The following is a 15,588-nucleotide window of genomic DNA, read 5'->3' as shown; positions in this document are numbered from 1 at the left end:
ACTCATCGATGACCATTTTAGAAGCTGTATTAGTCTTGCTTGGCCTGGTTTTAGTTTCAAATGTGGCAAGTCATTATATTAAGATTGTGCCGGTAAGTTTAATTCAGGTCGCCCTGGGTGTCTTAATTGCCGTCTTTTTTAAGTTTAAAATCGAACTAGATACAACATGGTTCTTATTACTATTCATTGCCCCGCTGTTATTCAATGACGGACGAGATTTCCCGAAAAAAGAATTGTGGGAGTTACGTGGACCAATTTTTGAAAATGCGATTCTGTTGGTCTTTATTACCACTATTATTGGCGGATTCTTTGTTAACTGGCTAGTTCCTACGATGCCGTTGGCTGTTAGTTTCGCCTTAATTGCCATTCTGTCGCCTACTGATCCTGTGGCCGTACAGTCAATTTCTAAACGAGTTAACCTGCCAAAAAGCATCCTGCACTTGGTTAGTGGTGAAAGTTTGATTAACGATGCCAGTGGATTGATTGCCTTTAAATATGCGATTGCCGCGGTTGTGACTGGTTACTTTTCAATTTCAAAAGCAGCTGGTGATTTTGTATACATGTCGATTGTTGGTTTCTTAGTTGGGGCTGCAATTATGTATCTCTTAATTTGGGTCCGAAATCAGTTGTATAACGTGCATTTTCACGACGCAATTTTCAACGTGGTACTCCAAATTTTGACACCATTTTTAGTGTACGTTGTCGCTGAAGACTTCCTGCATGCCTCGGGTGTAATTGCTGTGGTAACGGCTGGAATTTTAGATCATGTGCAAACTAAACGAGTTGCCGGACAAACTCCCGAGATTACTCTGTTAACTAACCGAACTTGGGATGTCATCGTCTACTGTCTAAATGGAGTTGTTTTCTTGATTTTAGGAATCGAACTACCAGTGGCGATGACTGCTGTCTTTAAGAGTACGCGCTACGGAACCATTAAATCCATCTGGTACGCATTCGTGATTTGGTTCATGATTCTAATGATTCGGATTATCTGGATTTTAGGTTATCAATCTTTTTCCTACTATATTAGTAAGAAGGAAACTAAAAAGCCAAAATTTAGTGTGGCTTTGCTAGCCGGATTATCTGGAGTTCGTGGTGCCATTACAATGGCTGGAGTCCTATCAGTTCCAGCATTTGTGGGCAATGGATCACCCTTCCCTGATCGTTCATTGATGCTGTTTATTGCTGCTTGTGTTATTATCATCAGTTTATTAGCAGCTTCAATTACACTACCGCTGATTGCCCCTGGTCAAGGGACTGTGCAAACCCGAGCTACTTTAATTCAGGACGAAGAATCTGATGATGACGATGACGAGCCTGACGAAGAACATCATTATGTTAGTTTTGACGTTGCCAGACTTTATATGATGAATTCTGCTATTGCTTATCTTGAATCCAATCGGACAGAAGCTAATCAACGAGCGGTTTTTGATATTATTATGGATTATGAAGTGGCGATTCGTAAATATCAGCGTCGGTTTCATGATAAAGCTGCTTTCAATAAAAAAATGAATGAAACACTAGCCTTACAACGAGTTGCTTTAAACGGTAAACGTGATGCTATCAACAACTTGTACAAACAAAAATTGATCAATAAGGATGCCTTTTGGATTGCCAGTCGCCGTTTAAATCATACTGAATACAAAATTTCGCAGATTAATGGCGATAAGCAAACCCAAAGAAACATGCCTCATTTGAATTTACTCGATCGTTTGGTTCGCTTAATCAAAGTCTGGCAGTGGAATGAATCTGAAAGTAAAAAGACTAAATCTGATTTACGTTTGGTTCAAAAAGTTGGATCACAAGCTGCAATTGATGCTATCAAAAAATTCCTTAACCGTGATGACATCAATAAAAAAGACTTTTCTGCTCAAACTGTCCACTTCTTGATTGTTTATTATCAAAATCAAATCCAAGAAGCTAAATCATTCGGTGACTCAGAAATTGAAGAACAGCAATATGAAGCTCAAGTCTTGGAATTAAAAACTCAGGCACTTGAAGCAGAACGAAAAGCAATTGATACTTTAATCGATAATCATCATATTCCTAAAAGTATGGGATTACGTTTACGCCAAAATGTAAACTATGAAGAAACGATTCTTCTGAATGATTATAAGAATGAAAATGAATAATAAAAAGGAAACTGTTGAGTAAATCTCCAGTTTCTTTTTTTGGGCTATTAATCTTGACTATCACAAAATACCATCTATAATTAGATTTCAAAGTTGATATAACAATGTAATATTTAAAAAGGAGGAATTATGTTAAAAAAACAAAAGAATGATGAAATTAGATTACATTACAAAATGTACAAATCTGGTAAGATTTGGCTTTTTTCCGCCATTGCAACCTTTTCGCTTGGAACTGGGTTACTTGTCGGAAACGATATCAATATTCATGCTAGCGATACAATTACTACTAATGAAAAAAATAGTGAACAAGAATCTGAAAATCAAGACACCAATAATATCAAAACTAATGATATTGATAAAGTAAATGCCAATAGTCAAACTGCTGATAATAAGCCAGATGTGAATAATACTCCCGCAGCCAACACTTCTACTAATAGTAATGAGCAACAAGACAAAACTAATAACGTTGAAAATAATGAAAAACAACAAACACAAAATTCAAACAATAATAAGACAACTGAATCAAATCAACTAGATACTTCTACAACTACACCTGATAATTCTAAAAATAATAAGGTAACCAATACAGACATAGATATTACTACTAAGAAGTCTGATACTGAAAATAAAAATGTTACCGAAAATAATAAACTTTCAAATAATCAACAAGTTAAAGATAATGAGTCGAATCAAAATAATCCAAAACAAACAGATGATTTAAATACTTCTGTCATAAATGAAAATCAAAAAGACAAAGTTCAAACAGCAAGCAGCCAATCTGCCAAAGCAGAAGCTGATATAACTATTCCTGACAAAAAAAGTGAGACCGATAAGCAAGTCTCTGATAATTCAAATCCAGTTGTAACTAATAATGCACAAGAAAGTATCATTCCCAATACTCCAATTACTACAACGACTGAGATCAAACAAAATGACAACAATGATCAGAGTGCTCAAAATACAACTAATGATCAACCAGAAATTGATTCAATTGCGGCTGAAAATAACAATAATCTCCCTAAAGATGCTTTAAAGATTACTACTCCAACAAACATTAACATTGCTAATACAAATCTAAGTGCCGATGACCAAAGAAATAAAAATGTAAATTTGGCAGCTGAAAACACAAATAATACCGATGATTTAACTGGAACTTGGGGAACAGTCAATTGGGCATATGATCAAAATAATAAAATCCTAAGTCTTGATAATTCTGGTACTCTTGGAACAAGAAATGAAACTGGTAGTCCTTTTAATGATCAACAAATTACGCAAAATGTTAAAGAAATTACCATTAATGCACCAATAAAACTTCCTGTCGATAGTTCTAATTTATTTACGATGTTACAGAACTTAACTACCATTAACGGTTTAAATAAAATCGATTCAAGCAATGTAAAAAACATGGATTTTATGTTCTTTAATGATAATAAACTTACGGATTTAGACGTTAGCAATTGGGATACGAGTAATGTCACAAGTATGAGGAGCATTTTTCAGGGTTGTGGTAGTTTGAAATATTTAAATGTGGGTGGAAAGTTTGCTCAAAATACTGGTAATGTTACTAATATGAGTTACATGTTCTGTGGTTTATTTACATCTGGAAGTCCATTTGATGGTCCTACTATCCCACGTATAGGACTTACAGAAATTACAGGAATTGAACAACTTGATACTCATAATGTTACTGATATGTCATTTATGTTCAATGGAGACCAACTATTAAATAATTTAAATGTAAGTAATTTCAATACAGAAAATGTTACTAATATGGAAGCTATGTTTAAATTTGTGTATGTTAGTGCCTTAAATCTGAACAATTTTAATACTGATAAAGTTACTAATATGAAAGAGATGTTTTCTACCGATAATTTGTTAAATTCTCTCGATTTAAGTAGTTTTAATACTCGTAATGTAACTGATATGACCAATATGTTAGAGAATACAGTTGTATTAACTTATGATGATGACAACCAAACTTTTGTTAGCTTTGGATTATGGCAACTAATTTTAGGTAAAGATACAGTATTAAATAATACTGTTGGTTTAACTAACATGGTGACTGGCACACTTATCCCACCAACAATTGATTTACCTGCCTCTGGTTTATGGCAAGAACTTGGGACAGGTGATTTGCCTGATGCTCCTTATAACACTTATAGCAATAATTATTCTCCTAATGGTCAACGTTTAACCGCTTATACTTTAATGGACGGGAATTCCCATGCAGGAACTTGGGTTTGGGCAGTTGATTTAAGTAAGATTGATGGTGAATCTACTAATACTTGGTATGCCAATTCTGAAAAATCTAAGAATTGGACTCCTGAGGATGAAATTAACTCATTAACCAATCCAGATGGTTCTAAGACGATAAATAAAGAACAAATCAAACAAGCCATTTCAGATGGAATATTAACCGTACAATATGAAACTGATGATGGCAAACAAGTTACTGAAGACAGCTTAAGAACTACTCCAGGTAAATACAATGTTATTTATAACTGGTATGGTAGTCCCAATTTTTCCTATCAAGGTAAGAGATGGTACTATAAAACTTTTACATGTGTAATAACCGTCAAAGGAACTAAAACTGTTACCGAAATTGGCACTGGTTCAGTTAATGTTAAATATCAATATGCCGATGGTAAAACTGCAGCACCTACTGCAACCAAAGATGCAACTTTCCAACGCACTAATATTGTTGATGATACAACTGGAGCTGTAATTAGTTATGGTGAATGGTCTCCAGCAACAACAAGCGTCAGTGTTAATTCACCTACCATTAAAGGGTATAAACCTAATCAACAAACTATTTCCGCTTCTTTAACAGCGAATCAAAAGCAAACCATTATCGTAACCTACACTGCTAATAAAGAAACAGCCAAAGTTCAATATATCGATGATACAACTGGAAAAACGATTGATGGTGTAACTGATACTCTTCTAACTGGTAACTATGGCCAAGCAATTGATAAATCAGCAGTTGATGCTGAAATCCAAAAATTAGAAAATCAAGGTTATCATTATGTAAATGCAAATATCCCTGCTACCTTTGACTTTGATGGCGAAGTGCCAACTTATTCAGTTCACTTTAATCATGCTACTGGACAAGTAACTGATTCAACAACTGGGTCACTAACTGTCCATTATCAATATGCTGATAAAACCCAGGCCCATGATAACCAAGTTATAACAGCTAAGTTTACTCGAACTGGAACTAAAGATGATGTAACCAATGAAATTAACTGGAACGACTGGACGTCAACTGATAATACTAAAATTGACTTTACTGTTCCTACAATCACAGGTTATACTCCTAATCAAAATCAGGTAATCAGCACCCTTGTCCCTAATACTAATGATAATTTGACTATCATTTATACTGCTGATAGCGAATCAGTACAGGTTAATTACGTAGATGAACAAGGTCATCAATTAGCTGCTAGCGATAATTTAACGGGAAAATATGGCGATGCTTATCAAACTAACCCTAAAGTAATTACTGGTTATCACGTTATTAAAACAGAAGGTAATGTCGCTGGTAGATATACTACCGAAACTCCTGATGTAACATATGTATATGCTCCCGACGAAGTTACTATGACTATTAATTACGTTGATGAACATCATGATAATCAAATCCTGAAAACAACCACAATTACTGGTGTTTATGGTTCAGATTATAGTTTAAATCCTGAATATCAAATTGAAAATCACAAATACACCTATGGTGGAGAATCACCCGTTTCTGGAACTTTTACGCAAAATGGAATCATCAACTTGCCTTACTATCAAACTCCAACTGGAGTGGTCAATGTACAGTATGAACAAGTAGACAATCAGGGAAATCCAATGGGGATTTTTATATTACCTCCAGCAACCATGAGCGGCTATATTGGTGCTAACTATGATATTTTGGTTCAACAAGTGAAGAACTATAACTATCTCAGAGCATCTAATAATCTAACCGGAATTTATGGATACAATCCACAGTGGGCGACATTATTCTATCAATATGTAAATCCTTATACTAAAGGAGTAGTTAATGTTCATTATGTAGATGAAAATGGTAATCCGATTCAAAGTAACACTTCCATGAGTGGAAAGATTGGCTCTAGTTATGAAATTACCCCTCCTGATATTCCTGGATATACCTTTGAGAAAAATGAAGGTAATTTAACTGGCCAATTTACCCCAGTGGCTCAAAACGTCACTTTGGTTTACAAGAAAGACGCACCGGTTGGTACTGGCGTAGTAAACGTAAACTACGTTGATGAAAATGGCAATCAAATTGCCGAACCGATAACTAACAGTGGCTCTTTTGGTAGTAAATTTAAAGAAAGTCCCATTAACATTACTGGTTATACTTACGTAAAAACAGAAGGGAGTGCGACCGGGATTTATGGACAAGATGCTCAAACAGTAACGTTTGTTTATCAAAAAAATACTCCGGTAACTAATGGGATCGTTAACATTAATTATGTTGATGAGAACGGAAATCTGATTGCCAACTCCACCAGTCTAACTGGAACCATCGGTACTGCTTATCAAGTCACTCCCAAACAGCTTGACGGATATACTTATGTAAAAGCAGAAGGTAATTTAACAGGCCAATATACTGATACAGCGCAAAATATTACCTTGGTTTATCAAGCAAAAACTACCCCAGTGACCGATGGAACTGTAACGGTTAAATATGTTGATGAACAAGGTAATGAAATTAAGACGATGCAAACCTTAACTGGTAAAATTGGCAGTTATTACCATCTTAATCCAGTTGAGATTACTGGTTACACCTATGAAAAAACTACTGGAAACCTTACTGGTCAATATACTAAAGATGAACAAATAATAACTTTGATTTACAAAAAAGATGTAGTTTCAACTGTTACCATCACTTATGTCGATCAAAATGGGAACCAAGTAGCTCCTGAAAAAACGATTCAAGGTAAAGTTGCTAGTAAATATAACGTTGCTAGCCCAATAATTGCAGGTTATGCTACCAAACAGATTATGGTCAGTGGTGAATTTATGCCAGTTAACCAGAATATTCAAGTCGTTTACCATCAACTGGATAACCCGGTAGTCCCTCCAACTGATAACAACGGAAATGGTTCTCAAAATCCAGCTGAACCAACTACACCTATTGATGATAATGATAACAATGGTTCACAGACGCCGGTTGAGCCTAACATTCCTACCAATAAGAGTGATAATGGTTCTCAAGTTCCTGCTGAACCAACGACTTCGCCTAATGATGGAAGCAATCTTCCTGCAACTAAAACTAACAATCAATCTAATGAAGTAACACCTGAAATTTCAGAAAACAATGAAAATACACATCAGGTTAATTCAGCAAGCGATGATGCTCAAACTACTACGACTGAAACAGCTCCAACCACTTCTACATTTAATAAAGCAACTGCTTTGCCACAAACTGGTCAAGGCAAGGATAATGGTTTGTTAGAGATGCTTGGTGCACTCTTACTTTCAGTTTTAGGAATCTTTGGTTTAAATGGTTTCAAAAAGAAAAAAATTAAATAATTAAATACTTTTATGGAACAAACTCAAAAATGAGTTTGTTCCATTTTCTTTTAAAAACGCTAAATATCAGTAAAATAACTAATTGTGGTAAAATCACTAACGTATAGAAACGCACGATTTTATAAAAAAATTTAGCTAAATATTTAACAAGGAGGTTAACTATGAAACAAGAATCGTTATTTAATGCAAAGAGCAGTGACACTAACACTCCTTTAGCAGAACGTGTCCGTCTCCAAACTTTAGAAGAATTTGTGGGACAAAAACAATTAATCGGCCAAGGAAAAATCTTGCGTGGCTTAATTGAAAATGATCAAATTTCATCTTTGATTCTTTGGGGACCACCTGGCACTGGCAAAACCACTTTAGCAAGAATCATTGCTCAAATGACCCAAGCAGAATTCATCACGGTTAGTGCCGTTAATACCAGTATCACTAAAGTACGAAAAATTATGGAAAATGCTTCTGCTAATCATAAAATGGGTTTAAAAACCATTGTCTTTGTCGATGAAATTCATCGATTTAATAAAGCTCAACAAGATGCTTTTTTACCCTATGTCGAAGATGGTAGCATTATTTTGATTGGAGCAACCACAGAAAATCCCTCATTTGAAATCAATTCAGCATTATTGTCTAGAAGTAAAGTCTTTGTTTTAAAAGCTTTAGGAACGGATGATATTGTTAAATTACTAGAAAATGCAATCAAAAATCCCAATGGTTTTGGTAAGTTAAAAGTAAAAATAACCACTGAAAATTTACATTCTATTGCTGAATTTGCTAACGGCGACGCAAGAGTAGCACTTAATATTTTAGAAAGTGCTGTAGCTAACGGAAAAAAGAAAGACGATACGGTTGAAATTCCTTTAAATGATTTAAAACAACTCGTAACACGTAAATCACTTTTATATGATAAAAATGGTGAAGAACATTACAATTTAATCTCAGCTGTCCATAAATCAATGCGAAATAGTGACGTTGATGCTGCAATTTATTGGGTATCAAGAATGCTTGATAGCGGGGAAGATCCTTTATATATCATGCGGCGTTTAGTACGGTTTGCCAGTGAAGATGTGGGATTGGCAGATCCAAACGCTTTAAACGTAACTATCAATGCTACTGAAGCATGTAAATTTGTTGGAATGCCTGACTGTGCTGATGCAGTGATTGAAGCTACTGCTTATCTTGCTCTTGCACCTAAATCCAACGCGATTGATAAGGCAGAACAAATGGCTAGTCATGATGTTAAACATTCTCGCAATGAACCAGTTCCCATGCAGATTCGAAATGCCCCAACTAAACTAATGAAAGATTTGCATTATGGAAAAGGCTATAAATTTGCACAAAGGGAAAAGGATAAACTTACCACGATGACCACAATGCCTGAAAATTTAAAGGGACATCGGTACTATTACCCTTCTAATCAAGGAAAAGAAAGTGTTTTTGCTAAACGTTTAGATCAAATTAATGCTTGGCATCAGGAACATGATCCAAAAGAATAGTAACAAAAAGAGACTGACTAGATTAATTAATCTAATCGGTCTCTTTCTTAAAAAAGATGCTAATTATTAATTAACTTCCTTTAATTGATTTCACAATCGTATTTACTAACATTTTCCCTCGCTCGTTTGTATCATAAGTTTTACGCCAAACCAACGAAATATAAACATCAGGAATATTGTTGCAATCAAGGTTAATGGATACTAAGTCATCTTTTTTATCAATCTCTTCACTAAGTAACATAGATATACCAACATTTGCTTTCACTAATTCCTTAATTAATTCAGGATCTTTAGTTCGATAAATCACATTAAGTGAATTGGGATATTTTTTCTTAATCTCATTAATTACAGTTGCTTGAATAAAGCCATCGCCCATTTGAATTATTTTTTCTGAATCCAAATCTTTTAACTCAATCTTCTTTTTATTTGCCAAAGAATTTTGTTTGCTTACAATCAACTTAAATTTATCTTTAGCTAAAATTTCAGAATGGAAATTTTTTAATTTAATTGGTTCTACTGAAGCAACAATTGCAATGTCAGTTTCATCCTTTTTCAACATTTTAATTAATTCTTTTGAAGTTCTATCAATAATATTTAAGTTTAACAACATGTTATCACTTAAGTTCATGGCTACTTTAGGGAAATAAGTATTATTAACCATTGGTGGCATTCCTAATTCAAGATTTAATTGTTGCTGGTATTTTCTAATTTCATCATTAAATAATGGTAACTGATCCACAATTACTTTGGAATATTTGTGCAATGTCTTCCCTGCAGGTGTTAGTATTATTTCATTATGTTTATAATTATGCACAAGCAAACGACATCCAGTGTCTTTTTCTAATCGTTTAATCCCCATTGAAATGGTAGATTGATAAACATTAAAATAATCTGCCACACTACTATAATTTTTTAACTCAATTAACTTTTCAAAATATTGCAAACTTTGTAGGTTCATTCTAAATCTCCTATTTTAACTTGTTCGTATATCATCAATATATAAACTATTATTATCATATTACTATATATTTATAAAAATAATAATTACACAAAAAAGGGCTTACAATCTAATCTGCAAGTCCTTTTTTGCACTAAAAATAATAGTTGATTATCATTTACTATTTATCTTCCTTTTTCTTTCTAAATCTGTCCAATCCAAAGAATCCTAGAATTGAAAGTAAAATGATTCCAATGATACTAAGCAAACTAGTTGAAGCATCTTGACCAGTTTGTGGTAAAGTATTTTTCTTAGTCTTTGAAACTGGAGTTTGATTATCAGCTTTAGTTGTTACAGATGATACAGAGCCAGTAACTGGTTGTCCTTCTTTAACAACGTTTGCTACAGGAGTAGTTTCAACTGAATGAGTTAAAACCTTTTTTGTTTGAATCGGAGTCGTCTCCGTTGTGCTTGGAGTTGGCTGTGTTGGCTCAACGGATGGTACAGTTTTATCTGGAGTTGAAGGAACAACAGATGCTGCTTTTACATCAACACTTACAGTTGTGGTAACTCCATCGGCATCGGTAATTACAACTGGGTAAGTACCAACCTTTTGGTTGTCAACTTTACTAGTATCTACTGAACTAATAGCTACTGGAGTTGTTCCATCTTTACCAACTGCAGTTGCATCGTAGGCGCTTGGGTCAGTTGGTACTACATCACCAGTGTGAATCGTAACATCATGTGCCGTTACTTTGGCTTGATTAGCTAACACAATTACACTAACTTCTTTAGTTTGACCATCAGCGGCAGTAATTGTTACTGGATAAGTACCAGCTACCTGGTTGTTTACTTTACTAGTATCAATAGTAACATCGATTGTTTTACCATCTTCATCAGTTGCTGAAGCTTTAAACGCACTATCTGCCGGCATTGGATCTCCGGCATAAATGGTTACGTCTTGTCCACTAATACTTGCTTCGTTAGCTACTACATTAACATTGACAGTAGTTGATACACCATCAGCATCGGTAATTACAACTGGGTAAGTACCAACCTTTTGGTTGTCAACTTTACTAATATCTACTGAACTAATGGCTACCGGAGTTGTTCCATCTTTGCCAACTGCGGTTGCACCGTAGGCGCTGGCATCAGTTGGTACTGCATCACCAGTATGAATCGTGACATCATGTGCCGTTACTTTGGCTTGATCAGCTAACACGATTACACTAACTTCTTTAGTTTGACCATCAGCGGCAGTAATTGTTACTGGATAAGTACCAGCTACCTGGTTGTTTACTTTACTAGTATCAATAGTAACATCGATTGTTTTACCATCTTCATCAGTTGCTGAAGCTTTAAACGCACTATCTGCCGGCATTGGATCTCCAGCATAAATGGTTACGTCTTGTCCGCTAATGCTTGCTTGGTTAGCTACTACGTTAACATTGACAGTTGTTGATACACCATCAGCATCGGTAATTACAACTGGGTAAGTACCAACCTTTTGGTTGTCAACTTTACTAGTATCTACTGAACTAATAGCTACTGGAGTAGTTCCATCTTTGCCAACTGCGGTTGCACCGTAGGCGCTGGCATCGGTTGGAACTGCATCGCCAGTATGAATCGTGACATCATGTGCCGTTACCTTTGCTTGATTAGCTAACACGATTACACTAACTTCTTTAGTTTGACCATCAGCGGCAGTAATTGTTACTGGATAAGTACCAGCTACCTGGTTGTTTACTTTACTAGTATCAATAGTAACATCGATTGTTTTACCATCTTCATCAGTTGCTGAAGCTTTAAACGCACTATCTGCCGGCATTGGATCTCCAGCATAAATGGTTACGTCTTGTCCGCTAATGCTTGCTTGGTTAGCTACTACGTTAACATTGACAGTTGTTGATACACCATCAGTATCGGTAATTACAACTGGGTAAGTACCAACCTTTTGATTGTCAACTTTACTAGTATCTACTGAACTAATAGCTACTGGAGTAGTTCCATCTTTGCCAACTGCGGTTGCACCGTAGGCGCTGGCATCGGTTGGAACTGCATCGCCAGTATGAATCGTGACATCATGTGCCGTTACCTTTGCTTGATTAGCTAACACGATTACACTAACTTCTTTAGTTTGACCATCAGCGGCAGTAATTGTTACTGGATAAGTACCAGCTACCTGGTTGTTTACTTTACTAGTATCAATAGTAACATCGATTGTTTTACCATCTTCATCAGTTGCTGAAGCTTTAAACGCACTATCTGCCGGCATTGGATCTCCAGCATAAATGGTTACGTCTTGTCCGCTAATGCTTGCTTGGTTAGCTACTACGTTAACATTGACAGTTGTTGATACACCATCAGCATCGGTAATTACAACTGGGTAAGTACCAACCTTTTGGTTGTCAACTTTACTAGTATCTACTGAACTAATAGCTACTGGAGTAGTTCCATCTTTGCCAACTGCGGTTGCACCGTAGGCGCTGGCATCGGTTGGAACTGCATCGCCAGTATGAATCGTGACATCATGTGCCGTTACCTTTGCTTGATTAGCTAACACGATTACACTAACTTCTTTAGTTTGACCATCAGCGGCAGTAATTGTTACTGGATAAGTACCAGCTACCTGGTTGTTTACTTTACTAGTATCAATAGTAACATCGATTGTTTTACCATCTTCATCAGTTGCTGAAGCTTTAAACGCACTATCTGCTGGCATTTGATCTCCGGCATAAATGGTTACGTCTTGTCCACTAATACTTGCTTGGTTAGCTACTACGTTAACATTGACAGTTGTTGATACACCATCAGCATCGGTAATTACAACTGGGTAAGTACCAACCTTCTGGTTGTCAACTTTACTTGTATCTACTGAACTAATAGCTACTGGAGTAGTTCCATCTTTGCCAACTGCGGTTGCACCGTAGGCGCTGGCATCGGTTGGAACTGCATCGCCAGTATGAATCGTGACATCATGTGCCGTTACCTTTGCTTGATTGGCTAAGACATGAACATTAACTTCCCTAGTAACTTCACCATTATCAGCTGAAATTGTTACTGGATAATCTCCTGCAACATTAGGATTTACCTTAGAAGTATCAATTGAGATTTGATCAGCTGGAACAGCAGAACCATCATCAGCTGTTGCAGTAGCACCAAAAGCTGAAGCAGCTGGCATTGGATCACCGGCATAAATAGTAACATCATGACCACTTACACTAGCTTCACTAGCCTTAACTGTAATAACCCGACTAAAAGTTGAAGTTACATTTTCATCATTAGTTACACTATAAGCAATCGTATAAGAGCCAACTGCCGGATTAACTCCGCCAGCTGGATAACCACCTAAATCAGTAATAGTAACTTTATCCGTTAAATTACCAGTAGTTCCATCATAAGCAGAAATTCCTGTCATAGGAGCATAAGTTACATCGCCCTGCTTGTTTTGATAAATCGTCTGGTCTCCACCAACAAACCATGGGGTTAATGAACTAACTCCAATTGGTTGGAATGTATAACTATTACCGAACATAAAACTATTAGGCTTATCATTTAAAACTCCATCGGTCCACTTATACCAAGTAATTGTCCCACCAAACCAGGGATTGTCTGTGGTAGTATTAGCCACTTTCATAGCAAATACCAAATTTATATTATATTGTTTGATTGCCGTCCCATCATATTTAGCATTGGGATCTGAAAAGTCAACAGTCACACCATTAGAAGTTCTTGTCCAAACTAAATTAGGGACATCAGTAACGTCAACCCATTTTTGGTCAACAGTTGCATATAACTTAACACTGTTCTGATCTAATTGAGCTCCTGTAACAATCGCAGCAATAGACTTACCATCAGATGGTGAGGCCCCGGGATTAAAGTTAACTTGACCAATTACATAAGAATTACCATTAGAATCTTTTACTGCTGGAGAATATAGGTTTGTACCATCTTTAGTTCCCCCTAAATATCCTTTATCACCTTCCGGATATTCTGGGTCACTGGTTTGATAACTCATTCCATTGTAATATCCAGTTGAATAACCAGGAAGTGGATCATTATTAGGGGTAAATGCGATTGGTTTAACATAAATAGTATTACCATCAGTAATTGGCAAATTTTGTGTATTACCGTTATACGTAAATGTTGCAGATACTGGCGCACTAACTACTGCAGGATCAGTAACATTACCTGAATTATCCCAATTATTTCCCGGATCCATGGTAGTAAAGTTTACTGTGAAATAAAAATCACCCTTTGGCAATGGCTTTAGCACTGTAACTTTATAAGTATAATCTCCATTATCTGTAAAATTAAAGTCATTATCTTCATCATTAGTAAATAAAGAGGGTTTCAAAAACTTGTTCATGTCATTGTTAGTTGGTGTACCAATCTTAAACGTTATACTTGTGTCAACTGGGACAACATCGCCATTGGATGTATTATGAATACCTACATTGTATGAAACATTTTGACTAGGCTTATATGGATCTGTCAGTGATGAAGGAGAATTAGCTGTAATATCAACCGAAACATCACTGGCTGGTGCAGGTTGATCTGCAGCCAAGTTAACATTTGCAGTATTAAGCTGCATGTTTTGATTATTAGTAGCTGTAACAGTTTTATCTGCAGTTACGTCATCTGTGGTACTAGCCTGTACAGGCGTTTTTGCTTCACTTGCTGTGTCAACAGGTGTTGCATCTGTATTTTGTTGTGGACTTACAATTTTTGTTTCTTCATTACTACTATTATTTTGTGGGTTAGTTGTAACATCTTTTTGGTCAACAACAGGTGTTGAAGTGGTCTCCTGTTGTGGTATTACATCTGTTTTACTATCACTTTGCTTAGTAGTATCTGCTTTCACGCTGTCAGAATTATCAGTAACAACGTCTTTTTGATTATTTGCTGAAGTTGAAACCGTTTCTTGTTGTGGGGCTGCTGTTTCTTTATTAGTGTTCTGTGTGTCAACATCTGTACTTGTTTTAGTACTATCAGTTGTCACAGCTGTATTTTGAGATTGTGGTTCATCATTGGCTTTTGCTTCTGTGTCTGTCTGCGATTTTACAGCTGTTGTTGCGTCATTAGATGCACTAACTGTATCTGCATGAGCTTCATTTAAAGCAAAACCACCGGTGGTAACAATGGTAGTTGCAATTGCTGCAAACAACCAATGTTTACCAGCTTTATACATTTTATAATGTACTTTTGAATTATTTTTCAAAGTTTATACCTCCTTGGGGTAAAAAAATAAAAATATATTATAAAATGACTATATCATATTTTCTTATACACAATATAATTTTTTGTTATAGGTATCATTAATATTGTTAAATTAATAACTAGTATGCTTAGAATATATTGAATAAGTTAATGAAAAAAGTTTATAATAAAGATAGTATAATCGCACACAGACTCATAACGATAAATACCAAGATAACGGCTATTTTAAAGGTATATTAGCTAATATTAATTGGACAGA

5 protein-coding genes are annotated in these 15,588 nt (G+C 35.6%); 3 read left to right on the top strand and 2 right to left on the bottom strand.

All coding sequences use genetic code 11. The annotated features are described in order from the left end of the window. Positions 1–8: 8 nt before the first annotated feature. The 3 genes from AC0GLR_RS00610 to AC0GLR_RS00600 all read left to right on the top strand — a co-directional run bounded on the left by AC0GLR_RS00610 (position 9) and on the right by AC0GLR_RS00600 (position 9,172). Positions 9–2,132: a cation:proton antiporter gene (locus AC0GLR_RS00610; RefSeq protein ID WP_495604898.1), complete on the top strand. Its 2,124-nt coding sequence runs from the start codon at positions 9–11 to the stop codon at positions 2,130–2,132. Positions 2,133–2,261: 129 nt separating this feature from the next. After that, positions 2,262–7,676, top strand: a complete 5,415-nt coding sequence (locus tag AC0GLR_RS00605; protein ID WP_495604897.1) for a MucBP domain-containing protein — start codon at positions 2,262–2,264, stop codon at positions 7,674–7,676. A 161-nt stretch (positions 7,677–7,837) separates the two neighbouring features. Beyond that, on the top strand, positions 7,838–9,172 hold the full coding sequence (locus AC0GLR_RS00600; protein ID WP_495604896.1) for a replication-associated recombination protein A: 1,335 nt from the start codon (positions 7,838–7,840) through the stop codon (positions 9,170–9,172). Between the two features lie 70 nt (positions 9,173–9,242). On the opposite strand, the gene AC0GLR_RS00595 is transcribed toward AC0GLR_RS00600, so the two are convergent. Then, complete coding sequence (locus tag AC0GLR_RS00595; RefSeq protein ID WP_495604895.1) at positions 9,243–10,130, bottom strand: LysR family transcriptional regulator; 888 nt, start codon at positions 10,128–10,130, stop codon at positions 9,243–9,245. 160 nt (positions 10,131–10,290) lie between these two features. Further along, on the bottom strand, positions 10,291–15,330 hold the full coding sequence (locus AC0GLR_RS00590) for a bacterial Ig-like domain-containing protein (protein ID WP_495604894.1): 5,040 nt from the start codon (positions 15,328–15,330) through the stop codon (positions 10,291–10,293). Positions 15,331–15,588 lie beyond the last annotated feature (258 nt).

It is taken from the genome of Fructilactobacillus sp. YLN 2412 (assembly GCF_059488745.1).
Note: the sequence above shows the minus strand (reverse complement) of the source record. Positions and strands in the feature narration are given on the sequence as shown.